We start from the raw sequence: 18,840 nt of genomic DNA, 5'->3' as shown, positions 1-18,840 counted from the left end.
TGGCTCACAGCAACCCCCGTATGTTGCTTAAACAAGGAGCCGCACATGACAAATCAAGGAGTTACCGTGCCAGTGGATACACAGATCACCATCAATGTCGAGGGCGTTGCGACGACGGTGGCCACCGGCACCACCGGCGCGGAACTGTTCTTCGAGCGCCGCGAGGTAGTTGTTGCCCGGGTGGACGGGGTCCTGAAGGACCTTGACCAGCCACTGGCGGAGGGTGCACTCGTTGAGGGCGTGACCATAGATTCCCCGGACGGCTTGGACGTACTGCGCCACTCCACCGCCCACGTCATGGCCCAGGCAGTGCAGGCATTGCGCCCCGACGCCAAGCTGGGCATTGGCCCGTACATCACCGACGGCTTCTACTTCGATTTCGATGTGGCAGAGCCGTTCACCCCCGATGACTTGAAGACCCTTGAGAAGATGATGCTCAAGATCGTCAACCAAAACCAAAAATTTGCCCGCCGCGTGGTCTCCGAGGATCAGGCCCGCGAGGCCATGGCCAACGAGCCCTACAAGCTGGAGCTGCTGGGCAAAAAAAACGATGACACTGCCGAGACCGCCGAGGGCGTGAACGTCGAGGTGGGTGCCGGTGACATCACCATTTACGCCAATATTGACCGTAAGAGCGGTGAAGAAGTGTGGTGCGATCTGTGCCGCGGCCCGCACCTGCAAAACACCAAGTTGATCTCCAACGCGTTCGCGCTGACGCGCAGCTCCGCCGCCTACTGGCTGGGTAACCAGAACAACCAGCAGCTGCAGCGCATCTACGGCACGGTGTGGCCCACCAAGGATGCTCTGAAGGCGTACCAGGAACGCATTGCCGAGGCCGAACGTCGCGACCACCGCAAGCTCGGTGTGGAACTTGACTTGTTCTCCTTCCCCGACGAGCTGGGATCCGGCCTGCCCGTGTTCCACCCCAAGGGTGGGATCATCCGCAAGGAGATGGAAGACTACTCGCGCCAGCGCCACGTTGAGGCCGGCTATGACTTTGTCTACACCCCGCACATCACCAAGGCCAACCTGTACGAGGTCTCCGGCCACCTGGACTGGTACCGCGACGGCATGTTCCCCCCCATGCACGTGGATGCGGAACTGAATGAGGATGGCACGGTGCGCAAGCCCGGCCAGGACTACTACCTCAAGCCCATGAATTGCCCCATGCATAACTTGATCTTCCGTTCTCGCGGGCGCTCCTACCGGGAACTTCCGCTACGCCTGTTCGAATTCGGCTCGGTCTACCGCTACGAAAAGTCTGGTGTGGTCCACGGCCTGACCCGCGTGCGCGGCATGACCCAGGACGACGCCCACATCTACTGCACCAAGGAACAGATGAAGGACGAGCTCACCGAGACGCTGAACTTTGTCCTTTCCTTGCTCAAGGACTACGGCCTGAACGACTTCTACCTGGAACTGTCCACCAAGGATCCGGATAAGTTTGTGGGTGAGGACGCCATCTGGGAGGAGGCAACCGCGACACTCGCCGAGGTTGCCGAAGCCTCCGGGCTGGAACTGGTCGCCGATCCCGGGGGCGCCGCGTTCTACGGCCCCAAGATCTCGGTGCAGGCCAAGGATGCCCTGGGCCGCACCTGGCAGATGTCCACCATCCAGCTCGACTTCAACCTGCCGGAGCGCTTTGAGCTGGAATACCAGGCGGCAGACGGCTCCCGCCAGCGCCCCGTCATGATCCACCGCGCCTTGTTCGGCTCGGTGGAGCGTTTCATGGGCGTGCTGACCGAGCATTACGCCGGCGCGTTCCCGGCCTGGCTCTCACCCGTACAGGTGGTGGCCATCCCGGTGGCCGAGGCGTTCAACGACTACATGTTCGACGTCGTCGCCCAGTTGAAGAAGGCGGGCATCCGTGCCGAGGTGGACATCTCCAGCGACCGTTTCCCAAAGAAGATCCGCACCGCCAGCAAGGACAAGGTTCCGTTTGTGCTGATCGCCGGCGGGGACGACGCCGACGCCAACGCGGTCTCCTTCCGTTTCCGCGACGGCAGCCAGGACAACGGGGTACCCGTTGAAGAGGCAGTATCGCGGATCGTCGAAGCAGTCAGGAACCGTACAGCGTGAGTGAACTCGGTGGGGCGTCCGGGCCGGTGATGGATGATTTTGAACTCCCAGGAGTTCCTGATGCCTTCCAGCGGCTCTGGACGCCGCACCGGCTCGCCTATGTCAAAAACGGTGAGCAGGTCACGGGCACCCACGACTGCCCGTTCTGTGAGGCGCCCTCACGCAGCAACGAACAATCACTCATTGTTTACCGGGGCGAGCTGGCCTACGTGGTGCTGAACCTGTTCCCCTACAACCCCGGACACCTGCTGGTTTGCCCCTACCGCCATGTCCCCGACTACACAGACCTGACAGTGGCTGAAACAGCCGAGTTTGCGGCACTGACGCAGCAGGCTATGCGGGTGTTGCGGGCTGTTGCGAACTCCTCGGGATTCAACCTGGGCATGAACCAAGGGGTGACCGGGGGTGCCGGCATTGCCGCGCACCTGCATCAACACATTGTGCCCCGCTGGGGTGGGGACGGAAATTTCCTACCAATCATCGCCGGCACCAAAGCCATCACCCAAACCTTGGGTGATGTGCGCGAACAGGTCGCCAACGCCTGGAACACCGTCGAATAGGGTTTTTGATGCTTAACAAGTATGCCCGTGCACTCTTTGCAGCCATCTTCACACCGGTTGCGGCGCTGCTGGTGCGCCTGAAAGTTTCGCCTGACGCGGTCACCATCATTGGCACGCTTGGCGTTGCCGCCGGCGCACTCATTGGCTATCCCTTGGGGGAGCTGTTCTGGGGCACCGTGGTCATCACCGTGTTTGTCTTCTCGGACATCATTGATGGGCTCATGGCGCGCATGTTGGGCCGCTCCGGAAAATGGGGCGCCTTCCTGGATTCCACCCTTGACAGGGTGGGTGATGGGGCGGTGTTTGCTGGCATCGTGATCTGGTTCTACACCGGTGGAAACAACCACCTCATCGCCGCCATGGCGCTGACCTGTCTGGTGCTTGGCTCGATCGTCTCCTACTCCAAGGCCCGTGCCGAAGGCCTGGGTATGAGCGCCAACGTCGGCATCGCCGAACGCTCCGACAGGCTGGTGGTGGTGCTGGTGGCGACCGGGCTGGTAGGGCTGGGCATCCCTGAAGCCGTGCTCGCCGTCGTGCTTGTCCTGCTAGCACTGGCAAGCCTTGTTACGGTGTTTCAGCGGGTGGCTACGGTGCGCAGCCAGGCGCTGGCAGCGGAATCTCTCAACGGACAGTAACAGCAGTTTTTATCCCCTCTGAGCCCCGGAATAGACTCTAGCCAGCCCGTGCGACGGATCACGTTTGCGGGCTTTCATATACTGTTCCTTCCCAGAGGGGTTTTTTGTGTCAACACCCGAAGCAGTACCCGTAACCGGCAGTAACCGAGTCAAGCGAGGCATGGCGGACATGCTCAAGGGCGGCGTCATCATGGACGTTGTCAATGTTGAGCAGGCCAAGATTGCCGAAGATGCCGGTGCCGTCGCCGTCATGGCGCTGGAGCGCGTGCCCGCCGACATCCGCGCCCAGGGCGGCGTTTCACGCGCCAGCGACCCGGACATGATTGACGCCATCATCGCCGCCGTGTCCATCCCCGTCATGGCCAAGGCCCGCATTGGTCACTTCGTTGAAGCCCAGGTCCTGGAATCCCTCGGCGTGGACTTCGTGGACGAGTCCGAGGTGTTGACCCCGGCCGACTACGAGCACCACATCGACAAGTGGAACTTCAAGGTTCCTTTTGTCTGCGGCGCCACCAACCTGGGTGAGGCCCTGCGCCGCATCAACGAAGGTGCTGCCATGATCCGCTCCAAGGGTGAGGCCGGCACCGGCGACGTCTCCAACGCCACCGGCCACATGCGCAAGATCCGCGCTCAGATCGCCGCGCTGGCGGCGCTGCCCGAGGACGAGCTGTACGTTGCCGCCAAGGAACTTTCGGCCCCATACGAACTCGTCAAGGAGATTGCCGCGACGGGCAAGCTCCCGGTGGTGCTGTTCACCGCCGGTGGCATCGCCACGCCGGCCGACGCCGCCATGATGATGCAGCTTGGCGCCGACGGCGTGTTCGTTGGCTCGGGCATTTTCAAGTCCGGCAACCCGGCCCAGCGTGCCGCCGCCGTGGTGAAGGCCACCACTTTCTACGACGACCCGGCCGTCATTGCCGAAGTATCCCGCGGCCTGGGCGAGGCCATGGTAGGCATCAACGTCGCCGACCTGCCGGAGCCGCACCGGCTTTCCGAGCGCGGCTGGTAACACCTACCAACCCCGTATCGCCTCCTGCGTAAACAGTTGAGGGAGATTCATTTCTCCCTCAACTGTTTACGCTGTGCACACTTTCCTTCTCCTAGGGAGCTTCCTAGTGACACAGACATTCACAGGCCTTCTCGCCTATCCCATCACCTTCGTGACGCACGACGGCGAACCCAAGCTGGGTGCCTTGACCGGCCTTGTGCGCAACGCGGCCGCGGCCGGGGTTTCGGCGGTCACCGTTCTGGCAACTTCGGGGCAGGGGTCACCTTCGACCGGGGTGAGCGGAATACCGTCGTGGAAACGGCAGTTGAAGCTGCCAGGGCCGGTGAAACGAGTGGACTACGGTTGCCGGTCTATGCAGCGGTGAGTGCCGCCTCCACCAGGGAGGTGGGGCACTTGGCCAAGGACGCCCAACGGGCTCTTGCTGGCACCATTTGCTTATTTGCCGTTGTCGGACGGGGAAGTTAGGTCGCTGTTCGCGGCGGTGGCTGAAAGTACCAGTCTGCCCGTCTGCTTTTACAACAAGCCGCTCCAGACGCGGTACGACCTCAGACCCCAAACCCTCGCGTTCCTGGCAGAGAACGCCACTGTGGTGGCCGTGAAGGAAACCATGCGGCGGGAGGACATAGCGGGCCGTGTACAGCAGTTGCGGGACTCCGTGGGTGCCGCGTTCTTGATCGGGCTGAGCTCCGATGTCCAGTTGCTTGCCCAACTGCCCGGCGTCGGTGCCTGGCATAGTGGCATGGCCGCCCTGTTGCCGGACACTACGTGCAGGTGTGGCGCAAAGCCCTTTCCGGAAGCGCCCAAGGCCCCGAACTGGACCGCCTGCAAACCGTTGCCTTGGCATTGTCGAAGTTGCCCCATGCCGTGGGGGCGCTCCACGGCCTTGCAAACTGTTTGGGTCTCTCCACGGACGGCCCCCGGGGTCCCTTTGCCACTGCCACCAAGGAAGAATTCGCGCTTTTGCGCTGTGCAATCAAGCCGTAGCCTGTGCCCCGTCAAAGGTGAGACGGCGTCTCAGGGCTGCCTCGGCAGGTGATACCACCAGGTCTGGCCCTTACCGATGAGCTCGAATCCGTAGTTCCTGAATAGCCTTTGGCCCTCGGGGGTGGCGTTCAGCAGCAGATGTTCGGCGCCGGCGTCGAACGCGGTTTCCGAAAGCTTGTCCAACAGCTGCGTGCCAAGGCCCTTGCGGCGGTGCTCGGGAGCCACCTGCAGGTCAAAGATGCCGGCCAGGTTTTTCTTGCGCTCGGCGGGCGGCATGAACACGTATGACTGCCCGGCCCAGTCGCCGTCCACCCGGGCGGTGCCAAGCCAGGCCTGGCGGGGTTCCAGGACACACACCTCCCCGGCCGGGTTGTTGATGCTCACCCGGGTGTCAGCGTCCCCCGACGCCGCCACCCTCTCCAAGTCCAACGGCAGCGTCATCCACCAGGGCTGCCACCCCGGCTCGAAACGGTATTCGGCCAGCATGGCGCCCTTCACGGCGGCATTGAGCCACACACCCACCACGGCGGCGCCGCGGCGTTCGGCCTCGGCCAGGGCTGGCAGCAACCCCGTTTCATTGATTTCCGTGGGGAACATGCACAGCATCTCCTTGGTCCGTGGTAGCCACACCCATTCCATCCGGTGAGTGCTAAACGAACGCCCTCCTGTGGCAGCCGCCAACGCCTTGAACCAGGCATGTTGGGTTCGCTGGCAGTCGGCAAGGGTGACCATGAGAGTCTTTCGTCGTGTATTACAGGCTGGGACATTAAGCAGGAACGACGGCGGGATCCGGGTTCCGCCGTCGTTCCTGCTGGGGTTGGAGCTACTTCTGGGTGAACACCAGCGACATGGGGGTCGTCTCGGTGGTCTGCCCCTGCGGGTTGTCGCGGAAGATGTTTTCCAGCACCGTCTTGGACAGCTTGGTGTCGTGGCCCAGGGCCACCACGCCGAGGTCGTTGGCGTCCATGATGGCGGTCCCGGCGAAGGTGGCGGCGTATTCGGCCGGCACCAGCTCCTTCACCAGGGCACTGAGCCGGGCCGCGACGCCGTCGGGGTCCAGGGGCGCATATTTCACCGAGTGGGTGGAGGTGCCCACCTGGTAGCCGGCGGCACCGTCGATCGCGTTGATGTTGTGCCCCACCACCTCGTAGAAGACCCCCGACTTGCCTTGCAGCTTGCCCAGGACACTGCGGGCGGAGGCATACATGATGCGGGGCAGGCCCACCTCGTCGATGGCCAGCTGCATGGACCAGGGACTGGCCAGGCCGATGCCGCCGGGGTTGCGGGTGACGAACTTGCTAAAGAAGCGGGCCGCGTTGGAGACCTTGATGTCCCAGACCGGAATGGACCGGCCCTGAGTCATGGCCACGATCTTCTCCGAGACAAACAAGTACCACGGGGTGTCGGAGGTGGCAGCCAGGTGCTCTGTGCCGGCGTCGGGAAGCCCGTCGAAGAAGCGCTTGACGTATTTCATGACGGCGGGGTCGAAGTCGGTTTCCTTGAAGAAGACCTCGGTGCGCAACGGGTAGCGGCGGAAGGTGCCAGCATCGTCCGGAACCGTGATGTCCAGGTTCTTGTCGGCGTTGGGGACATAGTCGCTCTTGCCCTCAATGCCTGCCAAGACGGCCGGCTCGTCGAAGAATTCGCGCAGCCACAGCTCGGTGTTGATCAGGCGCCAGAAGACCATGGTGGAGCCGGCGGACTTGCCGCTGAGGTATTCCTCGAAGGCGTAAATGACGGCGTCTTGGTTCCAGTACGGGCGTGAGCCGAAGGAGGAGGAAAGGAAGATTTCGTAGATCTTTTCCTGCATCAAGCCAAACCATTCGGCTTCCGGGGTGGTGAAGCCGATCTTGTTGCGGCGGTTGCTGATCATTTCCGGCAACAGTTCGCGGGTGGCGTCCCGGAGGATGCGCTTGTTCCAGCCGCCCTTGATGATGGACTCATCGGAGAGGCTGAAGAGGAACTTCACCACTTCCTTGTCCAGGAAGGGCACACGGCCTTCCAGGGAGAAACGCATGGTGTTCTTGTCCTCGTAGCGGAGCACGGCCGGCAAGGACTTGTGGAAGAGGTCGTCAATGAGGCGTAGCTTCAGGTTGTCCGGGATATTGGAGAACGTCTCGGACTTGTACTTGGCCGTGAACTTTTTGTTCAATAGCGGGGTGATCCCGGCGGCCTTCTTGAAGGTCAGGGCGCCCTGGATGCGGAACCGGGCCAGGCGGAACAAGATGTCCGAGCTTGAAACGAGTTCCTTGGCTAGCTTGGTGTTCTGGCCGTTCTTCTTCAGCTGGCGCAGGTACGCGAAATAGTACGGGATGTAGCCGGCCATCATCTCGTCGGCACCTTGGCCGTCAAGGAGGACTTTGACGTGCTTGGAGGCCTCACGCATGACCTGGTACTGGGCGTATGGGCCGGAGGAGATGATGGGCTCTTCCATGGTGCGCACAAAGTCCTCCAGGTCCTGCACGAACTCGGAGGCTTGCGGGCGGATCTTGTGGCTGATGACATTGCCCTCGCAGCGGGCCAGCACGGCGTCGGCGTACTTTTCCTCGTCATTGAGCGAGTTCGGGAACACCGCGGAGAACGTCTGCTGCTGCGCACCGAGTGAATCGGTGGCCGCGGCTTTCTCCTGCATGAGCTTGTTGATGGTCACGACGACGGCGGAGGAGTCCAGTCCGCCCGACAGTGCGGTCCCGACCGGGACCTCTGACTGAAGGCGCAGGCGCACGCCCTCGGTGAACCGCTCCCGGTACTCGGCAATGACCGCCTGTGAGTAGGGGGTCTCGATCTTGGCCAGTTCGGCCAGTTCTTCTTTGAACCGGGTGTACGGGCAGATGGTGATGGTGCCGGCGGGACCGGCTTCGCTGTCCACCGTGCTCAGGACCAGCTTCTCACCGGGCATGAGCTTGTGGACGCCTTCAAAGAAGGTTTCTGCTTCCTCATCATGGATGCGGAACTGCAGGTAGCGGAACAGGATCCGCTCATTGACGGCCGTGTCGATCTTGGACGCGGCCAGCAGCGGCTTGATCTCCGAGCCAAACAGCAAGGTGGGGGCCTGTGCCGTGCCAGCGGTGGCGTAGTACAGCGGCTTGATACCGAAGTGGTCGCGCGCCAGGACCAGACGGTTGTTCTTGCGGTCGTGGATGGCAAAGCCAAACATGCCGTTGAACTTATCGAACGCGGCGTCACCCCACTCCTCGTAGGATTGGAGGACCACCTCGGTGTCGGACTTGGTGCTGAACGTCCTGCCCAGGGCCTCAAGCTCTGCACGCAGGTCAAGGTAGTTGTAGACCTCACCGTTGTAGACGAGCACGGTTTCACCGTCCGCGCTATACATGGGTTCCTGGCCGTGGGCCACGTCGATGATGGACAGGCGGCGGTGCGCCAGTCCCACGTTGCCATGCGTGTAGATGCCCTCACCGTCGGGGCCGCGGTGCACAATGCACGCGTTCATCTCCTGCAGGAGCGTTTCATCTGTCCCGTAACCGTAGTAACCGGCGATTCCGCACATACTTGGTTTACCTCATCTTTAGTACGTCAGTCCTCGCACAATGCTACCGGCTTGTGGCTTGGCACCCCGCCAAGAGGTGCGGCGAGTGCCAGAAGTGCATCGTGTGAGATTGCGCCCACCTATGATGGGAAAGTGAGCGAGAACAACCCCGAAAACCAGTCATCCACCACCCGCAAACAGCCGCTGATAGGCATTTTGGCCCTGCAGGGCGACGTGCGCGAACACGCCCGGGCGGTTCAAGCGTGCGGCGCGGCGGTGACCAGCGTCCGGCGCCCGTCCGAATTGGCTGCCGTGGACGGCTTGATCCTGCCCGGCGGCGAATCGACCACCATCGACAAGCTGACCCGGATCTTTGGCCTGCGCGATCCGTTGCGTGATCGCATAGCCGCAGGGTTGCCCGTGTATGGCAGCTGCGCCGGCATGATCTTGCTCGCCAACGAGATCGCCGATCCTGCCAAGGACAGGGACGGCAACGCCCAGCAAACACTGGGCGGGCTGGATATTACGGTCCGACGCAACGCGTTTGGCCGGCAGGTCGATTCCTTTGAAACGGCCCTGGACTTTACGGGGCTTGCCCCCGTAGGGGAGGCCGAAACCCCTGTCCACGCGGTCTTCATCCGGGCGCCCTGGGTGGAGCGGGTCGGAGCGTCGGTGCAGGTGCTGGCCAGTGTGGAAAAGCGCGCTGCCACGGAGGGCGCAACGCAGGCAGGGGCACAAAACGATAGAATTGTGGCAGAAGTCCGTGCGGTAGCCGTTCGTTCACAGCATTTGTTGGCCACTTCGTTCCACCCGGAAGTGACGGGTGAGCGCCGCATCCATGAACTGTTTATCCGAATGATTAGAGGAGAAGCGTAACCATGTCAGGCCACTCCAAATGGGCAACAACCAAGCACAAAAAAGCGATTCTTGACAGCCGCCGCGCGAAGTCCTTCGCCAAACTGATCAAAACTATTGAAGTTGCCGCCCGCGGTGGCGGAGCTGACCTCCAAGGCAACCCGGCACTGGAATTGGCTGTCACCAAGGCCAAGAAAACCTCCGTGCCGGCGGACAACATTGAGCGTGCCATCAAGCGTGGCGCAGGCCTACTCGGCGAGGCCGTGGAGTACCAGACCATCATGTACGAAGGCTACGGACCCCAGGGCACGGCGATCCTGATCGAGTGCCTCACAGACAATAAGAACCGTGCCGCTTCCGAGGTTCGTCTGGCCGTGGGACGCAATGGCGGCAACATGGGCGACCCCGGCTCGGTGGCGTACATGTTCACCCGCAAGGGCATTGTTGGATTGCCCAAGAATGGCCTCACCGAGGACGACCTGCTCATGGCCGTGCTGGAAGCCGGGGCCGAGGAAGTCAAGGACGAGGGCGAGAACTTTGAGATTGTCTGTGACACTGCGGACCTGCCCGCCATTCGTGCCGCCCTCGCTGAGGCTGGCATCGAATATGAAACCGATGAGGCCGGCTTTGTCCCCTCGATGCGGGTTGAACTCGACGTGGAGCACGCCGGCAAGTTCATGAAACTCTACGATGCACTGGAAGACCTTGACGACGTCCAGAACATCTACACCAACGCCGACATCAGCGCGGAGGTCCTTGCCGCGCTCGAAGAGGACTAGCGCTGCGTGTCCTGGGCGTCGACCCGGGCCTGACCCGTTGCGGTCTGGGCGTGGTAGATGTCGCCCCCAACCGTACGGCCACCCTGGTGGGCGTGGGGGTGGTGGGTAGCTCGCATGAATTGTTGTTGGACGCCCGGCTGCTGGTGATCGCAGATGCCGTTGACCAGTGGTTGGAGGCGTTTAGGCCAGACGTTTTGGCGATCGAACGGGTCTTTGCCCAGACAAACCTCAGCACCGTCATGGGCGTCGCCCAAGTGTCGGGAGTTGTCATGGTTGCGGCGGCCAGGCGCGGGATTCCGGTGGCGATGCACACGCCGTCGGAAGTCAAGGCGGCCGTGACAGGCAATGGGCGGGCGGACAAGGCGTCGGTGACCGCCATGGTCACCAGACTTTTGCGCCTCTCCGAGGCTCCCCGGCCAGCGGACGCCGCCGACGCACTGGCCCTGGCCATTGCCCATGCCTGGCGCAGCGGAAACGCGTTCTCGCCGGATAAACAGGGCACGACGGCGGCACAACAGTTGTGGCGCGACGCCGAGACGAAGGCGCGGGTCACGAAGAACAAAGAAAAGCCGGGCGCCACATGGAGCTAGTTGTTAGTATGTATGTTCGATACACTTGGGTGTTGCTTGTTTGGTAGTTCGGTAGAGGCATGTCAGGAGCAGTTGCAATGATCAGTTTTGTCCGCGGGCCGGTGGCACATCTTTCCCTTGCCCAGGCCGTGATCGACGTCAACGGTGTTGGCATGCTTGTCCATGCCACACCAAAGACACTCGGTGGCCTCAGGCTGGGGGAGGAGACAAGTCTGACCACGTCTATGATCGTCCGTGAAGACTCCATGACCCTATACGGGTTTGCCGACGTCCAAGAACGTGAAGTCTTTGACGTCCTGCTCAGTGTCAGTGGTATTGGACCCCGGCTGGCTCTTGCCATCCTGGCGGTGCTCGAGCCCGAGAGTATCCGGATCGGTGTGGCGAACGGTGACGGCAAGGCATTCACGAAAGTCCCCGGCGTGGGCCCGAAAGTGGCTGGGCGGATTGTCTTGGAGCTCAAGGGCAAGCTGGTCCCCACAGGCGTTGGCGTATCCCAGGCGCCCGCCGCCGTCGCCATGGAATGGAAGGACCAGGTGGTGGCAGCCATGACAAGCCTGGGCTGGAACGAAAAAGATGCCCTCAAGAGTATTGACGCGGCCATCGCGGCCGAGCCGGAGCTTGCGGAGGGCCAAAGCGTGGCGGCAATCCTGCGGGCCACTTTACGCTGGCTGGGCCAAGACGGTGCCCGCCAGTCGAGCCGGATGCGCTAGTCCATGGCTGCGATGAATGACGATGGCCTGCTGCCGGGCCAGATCTCCTTGGGAGGTGGTACGGGCGCCCCTCACCCCGCCGCTGAGCTGGCCCCCGTGCCCGCACCTGAGGAGCGCGAACTCGAAGCTGCCCTTCGCCCCAAAAACCTCGATGACTTTGTTGGCCAGGAACGCGTACGCAAGCAGCTCTCCCTCGTCCTGGCAGCCTCCAGGATCCGCGGCCGCAGCGCCGACCATGTGTTGATGTCGGGCCCCCCTGGCCTGGGCAAGACAACGTTGGCCATGATTATCGCCGCCGAAATGAACGCACCCCTACGGATAAGCTCCGGCCCGGCCATCCAGCACGCGGGCGATTTGGCGGCCATTTTGTCCTCCCTTTCGGAGGGTGAAGTCTTGTTTTTAGATGAGATCCACAGAATGTCCCGCCCCGCCGAGGAAATGCTCTATATGGCGATGGAGGACTTTCGCGTCGACATCATTGTTGGCAAGGGGGCAGGGGCCACGGCCATCCCTTTGGAGCTGCCGCCCTTCACACTGGTGGGAGCCACCACCCGTGCGGGGTTGTTGCCCGGCCCGCTGCGGGACAGGTTCGGGTTCACCGGCCACTTGGAGTTTTACTCCGTGGCGGAGATTGAACTGGTCTTGCGACGTTCGGCGGGGATGCTTGAGCTGAAATTGACGAGCGCTGGATTTGCGGAGATTGCTGGCCGCTCACGCGGCACGCCACGTATCGCCAACCGCCTGCTGCGCCGCGTTCGTGACTGGGCGCTGGTGCATGGCATGGAAACCATCGATGCCCGCACTGCGTCGGCGGCCCTGGACATGTATGAGGTGGACGTTCGCGGACTGGACCGTCTGGACCGCTCGGTTCTCATGGCATTGGTGAGCAAGTTCAATGGCGGCCCTGTCGGCTTGTCCACCCTGGCTATTGCTGTGGGGGAGGAGCCCGAGACTGTCGAAACCGTGGCTGAACCGTTCCTGGTTCGTGAAGGGCTGTTGGGGCGTACACCACGTGGCCGCATAGCCATGCCGGCGGCTTGGGAACACCTTGGCCTGAAAATGCCAGGCAACGCAGTCGCTGCTGCCATGCTGCCGTTTAACGACGAGGAATATGAGGAACGGGATCGCTAGCGCCTCCCAAATCGGCCAGTCGTTCCTTGATTAACGCCTGACACCCAGTTTAACCCCTTAGACTGTAACCACATCCGGCACGTCCTCGCGCCCGGTAAACACCACTAGTCAACAGGAATGGAAATTGTTGTGACCCTGAGTAGTATCTTGGCCGAAGGTACGGCCCCCGCGTCCGGCGGTTTTCAGCCCATGAATTATATACTGTTTGCCTTGTTTGGGGTCGTCATCTTCATGATGTTCCGCAAGCAGAAGAAGACCAAGGCGGCAGCACAAGAGAAGCAAGCAAAGCTTGCGCCCGGCGTAGACATCATGACCAACTTTGGCCTCTTTGGCCACGTTGTCGGTGTAGATGCAGAGAACAACAAGTTGCACCTGGAAATCTCCCCGGGTGTCACGGTGGCAGTGCACAGCCAGACCGTTGCAAAAATCATTGAGCCCGAGACGGCGCCTATGGACGATGTTAACGCCTCAATTCCCGACGATGTTTCCTCCTTGACCCTTGACCTGGAGAAGCGGGATGCTTCGACGGAATCGGCTGAAGAGACGTTGGCGCGCTTGAACAAAGACAACAGCAAAGACAACTAGCCTTATTCGGAGTTGGCAACTGCTGCGGGCATTGATAGGCCGCGGCAGTTTTGCCATGTTCACTGAACCCGTGACAAATAGAAGGATCCCTTGATGGCACGAACTGGTCCGACGTCCACAGCTCGCAGAACTCTTCTGTGGCTTGGTGCGCTCATTATTGTTTGTACTCTTGCGGTAGGTGGTGGCGTGCTTTCAGGAGCAGTCAGTTCCTGGGCGCCAAAGCTTGGCCTTGATCTTGAGGGCGGTACACAGATGATTCTGGCGCCCAAAGTTGAGGGCGGCGCTGCAATCACGTCCGAACAATTGGATCAGGCTGTGTCGATCATCCGTCAGCGTGTTGACGGATCGGGTGTTTCTGAGGCGCTGATATCCACTGAGGGTGGCAAGAACGTCGTCGTTCAGATGCCCGGCGTACCCACCACAGAAGAGCGCAATCTCATCAAGGCGTCGGCCAACATGAATTTCCGCCCTGTCATCGTCTCCACGAATGCTCCGGCAGGCGCTGTGCCCGAGGCCTCTCGCACACCAGCGGACCAGCTGCCTAAGCCGGCAGCGGCACCGCTGAACGCCAGCGACCCCAACTGGGTTGACGCGGCCTTGATGCAGTCCTTTGAGGCGACCAGCTGCATTGCGCCCACGACACCGTTGCCGACCGTGACCGACCCCAGCAAACCCATGGTGGCGTGCGAGGCCGGCTCCGGTGTCAAGTACATCCTTGGGCCGGTCGAGATTCCCGGCAAGTGGATCAAGACGGCCTCCTATGGCCTACAGCCCGGCGCCCAAGGTGTCACCACCAACACGTGGGCGGTTCAATTGACGTTGGTCAAGCCTGAAGGTGCCCAGGCGTTCAAGGAAGTCACCCAACGCCTGAATGCTAAATACCTGACCAATCGTGACGATCCCCAGGCACGATTTGCCATTGTTCTGGACGGAAATGTCATCTCCGCCCCGGCGTCGATGGCGGTCATCACCGACGGGCAGTCCTCTATTACCGGAAACTTCACGGAGGCCAGTGCCAAGGCCCTAGCCGATCAGTTGAAGTTTGGTGCCCTGCCTATCAGTTTCGAGATTCAATCTGATGAGCAGATTTCAGCAACCCTTGGTTTGCAACAACTAGAAATGGGTATGTTGGCGGGCCTGATTGGTTTGGGCCTGGTCGTCATCTACTCCCTGTTCCAGTACCGTGCCCTCGGTCTTGTCACCATCTTCTCCCTGGTCATTGCCGGCATCTTGACCTACCTGGCCATTGTGCTGCTGGGTTGGGCGGAAAACTATCGGCTCTCCCTGGCAGGTATAGCGGGGATTATCGTGGCCATTGGCCAGACAGCCGACTCGTTCATCGTCTACTTTGAACGAGTCAGGGATGAGCTTCGTGACGGGAGGGGCCTGATTGCCGCCGTCGAAAATGGCTGGATGCGTGCCAAGCGCACCATCTTGGCCTCCAAGGCTGTCAATATTTTGGCCTCACTGGTGCTCTACTTCGTCTCCGTGGGCAACGTCAAGGGCTTCGCTTTCACCCTTGGTTTGACGGCCGTAGCCGACCTCATCGTGGTCTTCATGTTCACGCATCCAACCTTGCAGTTACTGGCCCGTACCAAGTTCTTTGGTGAAGGCCACCACTTCTCCGGGCTTGATCCCAAACAGCTCGGTGCAGTTCCCTTGTATCGTGGCGCCGGACGGTTCCGCACACCCGAGGACAGCCCCGATTTCTCGAAGAGCAAGAACGCCCGTGCAGCTGGTGAAGCAGAACGCCGCCAAACAATTGCTGAGCGACGCCTCGCTGCCAAACAGGAACAAATGGCCGGTAGCCGGGTGTCCGGTTCCTCGAAGTCAGAGTCCAGTGACGACTCCAAGGAGAGCAAATAATGAAGAGTTTCGCCACTTTTGGTAATGAGCTTTACACGGGTGAGCGTTCCTACAATTTTGTGGGAAAACGCAAGATCTGGTTCAGCATCGCCGGTATTGCCGTGTTGCTTTCCATCCTTTTTCCCATGCTGGGCGGCGGTTTTAACTTTGGCATTGAGTTCCGGGGTGGTTCACAGTTCACCATCTCCGATGTTGCACACAAGGAGTCTGCCCTGGGCGAGAAAGCTGTTGCTGAGGCGGTGCCAGGCACTGTCGCCGTGGTGACGAACATTGCCGGTTCCACCATGCAAGTTCAGACGGACAGGCTCTCAGATGACCAGACCCTGAGGGTGAAGGACAGCCTGAAGGCTGCCTACGGTGTTACCGAGGAACACATCACCTCAACATTTGTTGGGCCCACCTGGGGGCAGGACGTTTCGCGGCAGGCGATCATCGGCTTCTTCGTCTTCGTGTTGCTTGCCACAGTACTGATGGCCCTGTATTTCCGAACGTGGCGCATGTCCATCGCCGCAATTATTGGTTTGTTGGTCGTTATGGTGGTGACGGCAGGTTTCTACGCTGCCTCCAACTTTGAGGTGACGCCGTCGGCCATCATCGGGTTCTTGACGATTCTGAGTTATTCGCTGTACGACACAGTGGTTGTCTTTGACAAGATACGTGAAAATACGGCCGACATTGCCACCTCTACCCGGCGGACGTTTGGTGAAGAGGTCAACTTGGCCGTCAACCAAACGCTGGTCCGCTCCATTAACACCATGATGGTGGCTGTGCTGCCGGTGGGGTCCATCCTGTTCATCGGGGCGTTCCTCCTTGGTGCCGGTACCCTGCGGGACTTGTCCCTGGCCTTGTTCATCGGGATCATCGTCAGTACTTTCTCAACGATCTTCATCGCCGCGCCCATGTATGCGTGGTTGCGTCAGAACGAGCCGGCCCTGGCGAAGCAGGCCAAGAAGGTACAGGCTCGCCGCGGCGCGGAGACAGTAGACGCATAACCTCGATCAGTAGCGTGTTCAAGGAAGGCCGGGAATCCATATCCCGGCCTTCCTTTTTTTGGCGCGGCAGCGGGCACAAGGCTGGTCAGAAGTGCAAAGGCACCGGGATTAGACTAGGGAGATGCTTGAAGCATGTGCCCTATAAGCCTTTTTATGAAAGGGCTGTGGACACAATGGGAACAGAGGGAGGTGATGCGTTGTGAACGATCCGTCGCCCTCGCATGAGGTATTGGCAAACGAAGAGTCGGTGAAGGGCACCGGAAACGGTCCCGGCAACGAGCTGGCTCGCCATCCCGTGGAAGTACGCCCCACCTTTCCGGGGCGTCGCGAAAGGACGCGGTCCCGCCTGGCGCGGCTGACCGGGTGGTCCACCGAAAGCTACTCGCCCATCTTGGAACCCATGCTGCGCATTGTCCGGGCGAACAATCCCAAAGAGGATTTTGAGCTCATCCAGCGTGCGTTCAGTGTCGCTGAAAAGTTTCATGAGGGCCAGAAACGCAAAAGCGGTGACCCCTATATCACGCACCCGGTGGCCGTTGCCACCATCCTGGCTGAACTTGGCATGAGCGGGGCCACCCTTGCAGCCGCTTTGCTCCACGACACGGTAGAGGACACGTCTTATACCTTGGCGGAGCTGCGTGAGGAGTTCGGTGAGGAGATCGCCAAACTTGTCGATGGTGTTACAAAACTGGACAAGGTGGAGTTTGGGGAGTCCGCCCAGGCTGAGACCGTCCGCAAGATGGTCATCGCCATGGCCCAGGATATTAGAGTGCTTGTCATCAAACTGGCTGACAGATTGCACAATGCGCGGACCTGGCGATTTGTCTCGGCTGAATCCTCGGGGAAAAAAGCCAGAGAAACGCTTGACATCTTTGCCCCCCTAGCCCACAGGCTGGGCATGAACACGATCAAGTGGGAACTCGAAGATCTCTCTTTTGCCGCCCTGTACCCTAAGGTCTACGAAGAGTTGGTGCGCATGGTCCAAGACCGTTCGCCCGAGCGGGAAAAGCACTTGAGCGTCATTCGGCGCCAAATCAACGAAGATTTGAAGACCGCCAAGATCAAGGCCGAGATCACCGGGCGGCCCAAGCACTACTATTCCGTATACCAAAAGATGGTTGTCCGCGCCAAGGACTTTGATGACATCAATGACTTGATGGGTGTACGGATCCTGGTCGACACAGTACGGGACTGTTACGCCACGCTGGGTGCCATCCACGCCCGGTGGAACCCGCTACCGGGCCGTTTCAAAGACTATATAGCCATGCCCAAGTTCAACATGTACCAATCGCTGCACACCACGGTGATCGGGCCCGACGGCAAACCGGTTGAAATTCAGATCCGCACCCACGAGATGCACCAGCGTGCAGAATATGGTGTGGCAGCGCACTGGAAATACAAGACCGGCAACAAGAGCACCGTTTCCGGCCAGGAAGACATGAATTGGCTTCGCACCCTAGTTGACTGGCAACAGGAAACTACCGATCCTAATGAATTCCTGGATTCCCTGCGGTACGAGATGAACGCCAGGGAAGTGTTTGTCTACACGCCCAAGGGGCAGGTGATTTCCCTGCCGGCCGGCTCCACCCCCGTCGACTTTGCCTACGCCGTCCATACGGAGGTTGGCCACCGCACCATCGGTGCTCGTGTCAACGGCAAGCTGGTCCCGCTCAACAGCGAGCTCGAACACGGTGACACCGTGGAGATCTTCACTTCCAAGGCCGAGGGTGCCGGGCCGAGCCAGGATTGGCAGAACTTTGTCAAGAGTCCACGGGCCAGAAACAAGATTCGGCAGTGGTTTAGTAAGGAACGCCGCGAAGAGTCCATAGAAAAGGGCAAGGAACTTCTCACGAAGGCCATGCGCAAGCAGAACCTGCCACTACAAAAGATGATGACCCATGATGCGCTCATGGCCGTCACCCAGCATTTTAGATATGTTGACATCGCCGGCCTCTACGCTGCTGTGGGTGACGGACATACCTCGGCCCAGTCCGTCATGGAACGCCTCCGTGACGTCTTGGGCGTCAACGATGACATTGAGGATGCGGCGCCTCCCATTGACACGCACGTCTCCACCACGCGCTCCAGGGTGTCAAACTCCGGTGTCATAGTGCACGGCGTGGGCGAGGTGCTGGTCAAGTTGGCACGCTGTTGCACCCCCGTGCCGCCGGACCCCATCGCCGGGTATGTGACCAAGGGCTCCGGCGTGTCAGTCCACCGCCAGGACTGCCCGAACCTGTTGCACCTCAAGAGTGAGCCGGACAAACTGGTGGAAGTCGATTGGGCACCCACACAGTCCGGGGTTTTCCTGGTGGAGATCCAAGTGGAAGCCCTTGACCGTAAGAGCCTGCTCTCCGATGTGACACGGGTACTGGCCGAGAGCCATGTGAATATTCTGGCCGCCAGCGTCAACACCTCCCGCGACCGGGTGGCTGTCTCGCGCTTTGCTTTTGAAATGGGCGACCCCAAGTACCTCCACCACGTCCTCAACGCTGTGCGCCGCATTGACGGTGTCTACGACGTCTACAGGACTTCGGGGACCCAGCGCCGCGTCTAGTCATCCACGGAGCTAGTCAGA

Annotated in this window: 17 protein-coding genes; 15 read left to right on the top strand and 2 right to left on the bottom strand. The window is 60.7% G+C overall.

What is annotated here, in order from left to right:
• The first annotated feature begins 45 nt into the window (after window positions 1–45).
• The 6 genes from thrS to AOC05_RS20745 all read left to right on the top strand — a co-directional run bounded on the left by thrS (window position 46) and on the right by AOC05_RS20745 (window position 5,319).
• Entirely contained in the window at window positions 46–2,079 is a 2,034-nt protein-coding gene (gene thrS, locus AOC05_RS07745; protein WP_062006739.1) for a threonine--tRNA ligase, read from the top strand.
• A gap of 29 nt (window positions 2,080–2,108) precedes the next feature.
• Window positions 2,109–2,639 (top strand): HIT family protein, encoded by a 531-nt coding sequence (locus AOC05_RS07740; protein WP_062009513.1) that lies wholly within the window; start codon window positions 2,109–2,111, stop codon window positions 2,637–2,639.
• An 8-nt stretch (window positions 2,640–2,647) separates the two neighbouring features.
• Window positions 2,648–3,274, top strand: coding sequence for a phosphatidylinositol phosphate synthase (gene pgsA / locus AOC05_RS07735; protein ID WP_062006738.1), 627 nt, complete (start codon window positions 2,648–2,650; stop codon window positions 3,272–3,274).
• Between the two features lie 160 nt (window positions 3,275–3,434).
• Window positions 3,435–4,283: a pyridoxal 5'-phosphate synthase lyase subunit PdxS gene (pdxS, locus tag AOC05_RS07730; protein WP_231687225.1), complete on the top strand. Its 849-nt coding sequence runs from the start codon at window positions 3,435–3,437 to the stop codon at window positions 4,281–4,283.
• A gap of 106 nt (window positions 4,284–4,389) precedes the next feature.
• Entirely contained in the window at window positions 4,390–4,647 is a 258-nt protein-coding gene (locus AOC05_RS07725) for a hypothetical protein (protein WP_062006736.1), read from the top strand.
• A complete protein-coding gene (locus tag AOC05_RS20745; RefSeq protein ID WP_082357838.1) occupies window positions 4,648–5,319 on the top strand; it encodes a dihydrodipicolinate synthase family protein in 672 nt (223 codons plus the stop codon).
• Here the strand turns inward: AOC05_RS20745 and AOC05_RS07715 are convergent.
• Together AOC05_RS07715 and asnB are read right to left on the bottom strand one after the other, a co-directional pair.
• Window positions 5,298–5,864 carry a GNAT family N-acetyltransferase gene (locus AOC05_RS07715; protein WP_186759686.1) on the bottom strand — a complete coding sequence of 189 codons (567 nt, stop codon included), beginning with the start codon at window positions 5,862–5,864 and terminating at the stop codon, window positions 5,298–5,300. The genes AOC05_RS20745 and AOC05_RS07715 overlap by 22 nt on opposite strands.
• A 226-nt stretch (window positions 5,865–6,090) precedes the next feature.
• Entirely contained in the window at window positions 6,091–8,775 is a 2,685-nt protein-coding gene (asnB, locus tag AOC05_RS07710; protein WP_062006733.1) for an asparagine synthase (glutamine-hydrolyzing), read from the bottom strand.
• Between the two features lie 132 nt (window positions 8,776–8,907).
• Between asnB and pdxT the strand changes: the two genes are divergently transcribed.
• The 9 genes from pdxT to AOC05_RS07665 all read left to right on the top strand — a co-directional run bounded on the left by pdxT (window position 8,908) and on the right by AOC05_RS07665 (window position 18,819).
• Entirely contained in the window at window positions 8,908–9,630 is a 723-nt protein-coding gene (pdxT, locus tag AOC05_RS07705; RefSeq protein WP_062006732.1) for a pyridoxal 5'-phosphate synthase glutaminase subunit PdxT, read from the top strand.
• Window positions 9,631–9,632: 2 nt separating this feature from the next.
• Window positions 9,633–10,388: a YebC/PmpR family DNA-binding transcriptional regulator gene (locus AOC05_RS07700; protein WP_062006731.1), complete on the top strand. Its 756-nt coding sequence runs from the start codon at window positions 9,633–9,635 to the stop codon at window positions 10,386–10,388.
• A gap of 2 nt (window positions 10,389–10,390) precedes the next feature.
• Window positions 10,391–10,978 carry a crossover junction endodeoxyribonuclease RuvC gene (gene ruvC, locus AOC05_RS07695; RefSeq protein WP_062006730.1) on the top strand — a complete coding sequence of 196 codons (588 nt, stop codon included), beginning with the start codon at window positions 10,391–10,393 and terminating at the stop codon, window positions 10,976–10,978.
• Between the two features lie 77 nt (window positions 10,979–11,055).
• On the top strand, window positions 11,056–11,688 hold the full coding sequence (ruvA, locus tag AOC05_RS07690; RefSeq protein WP_062006729.1) for a Holliday junction branch migration protein RuvA: 633 nt from the start codon (window positions 11,056–11,058) through the stop codon (window positions 11,686–11,688).
• A 3-nt stretch (window positions 11,689–11,691) separates the two neighbouring features.
• Entirely contained in the window at window positions 11,692–12,819 is a 1,128-nt protein-coding gene (gene ruvB / locus AOC05_RS07685; protein WP_230085254.1) for a Holliday junction branch migration DNA helicase RuvB, read from the top strand.
• A gap of 129 nt (window positions 12,820–12,948) precedes the next feature.
• Window positions 12,949–13,404, top strand: a complete 456-nt coding sequence (locus AOC05_RS07680; RefSeq protein ID WP_062006727.1) for a preprotein translocase subunit YajC — start codon at window positions 12,949–12,951, stop codon at window positions 13,402–13,404.
• A gap of 93 nt (window positions 13,405–13,497) precedes the next feature.
• On the top strand, window positions 13,498–15,270 hold the full coding sequence (gene secD / locus AOC05_RS07675; protein ID WP_062006726.1) for a protein translocase subunit SecD: 1,773 nt from the start codon (window positions 13,498–13,500) through the stop codon (window positions 15,268–15,270).
• On the top strand, window positions 15,270–16,262 hold the full coding sequence (gene secF, locus AOC05_RS07670; RefSeq protein WP_062006725.1) for a protein translocase subunit SecF: 993 nt from the start codon (window positions 15,270–15,272) through the stop codon (window positions 16,260–16,262). Before secD ends, secF begins: the two co-directional genes overlap by 1 nt.
• 280 nt (window positions 16,263–16,542) lie before the next feature.
• Window positions 16,543–18,819, top strand: coding sequence for a RelA/SpoT family protein (locus tag AOC05_RS07665; RefSeq protein ID WP_230085672.1), 2,277 nt, complete (start codon window positions 16,543–16,545; stop codon window positions 18,817–18,819).
• Window positions 18,820–18,840 lie beyond the last annotated feature (21 nt).

Origin of the sequence: Arthrobacter alpinus (genome assembly GCF_001294625.1) — a bacterium.
GTDB classification, from domain to species: Bacteria; Actinomycetota; Actinomycetes; order Actinomycetales; family Micrococcaceae; genus Specibacter; species Specibacter alpinus_A.
Note: the sequence above shows the minus strand (reverse complement) of the source record. Positions and strands in the feature narration are given on the sequence as shown.

What these genes read in the sequence shown, in the direction of transcription:
- thrS (WP_062006739.1), top strand. Translation starts at nt 46, where the DNA reads ATGACAAATCAAGGAGTTACCGTGCCAGTGGATACACAGATCACCATC.
- AOC05_RS07740 (WP_062009513.1), top strand. Translation starts at nt 2,109, where the DNA reads ATGGATGATTTTGAACTCCCAGGAGTTCCTGATGCCTTCCAGCGGCTC.
- pgsA (WP_062006738.1), top strand. Translation starts at nt 2,648, where the DNA reads ATGCTTAACAAGTATGCCCGTGCACTCTTTGCAGCCATCTTCACACCG.
- pdxS (WP_231687225.1), top strand. Translation starts at nt 3,435, where the DNA reads ATGGCGGACATGCTCAAGGGCGGCGTCATCATGGACGTTGTCAATGTT.
- AOC05_RS07715 (WP_186759686.1), bottom strand. Translation starts at nt 5,864, where the DNA reads ATGTTCCCCACGGAAATCAATGAAACGGGGTTGCTGCCAGCCCTGGCC.
- asnB (WP_062006733.1), bottom strand. Translation starts at nt 8,775, where the DNA reads ATGTGCGGAATCGCCGGTTACTACGGTTACGGGACAGATGAAACGCTC.
- AOC05_RS07700 (WP_062006731.1), top strand. Translation starts at nt 9,633, where the DNA reads ATGTCAGGCCACTCCAAATGGGCAACAACCAAGCACAAAAAAGCGATT.
- ruvA (WP_062006729.1), top strand. Translation starts at nt 11,056, where the DNA reads ATGATCAGTTTTGTCCGCGGGCCGGTGGCACATCTTTCCCTTGCCCAG.
- ruvB (WP_230085254.1), top strand. Translation starts at nt 11,692, where the DNA reads ATGGCTGCGATGAATGACGATGGCCTGCTGCCGGGCCAGATCTCCTTG.
- secD (WP_062006726.1), top strand. Translation starts at nt 13,498, where the DNA reads ATGGCACGAACTGGTCCGACGTCCACAGCTCGCAGAACTCTTCTGTGG.
- secF (WP_062006725.1), top strand. Translation starts at nt 15,270, where the DNA reads ATGAAGAGTTTCGCCACTTTTGGTAATGAGCTTTACACGGGTGAGCGT.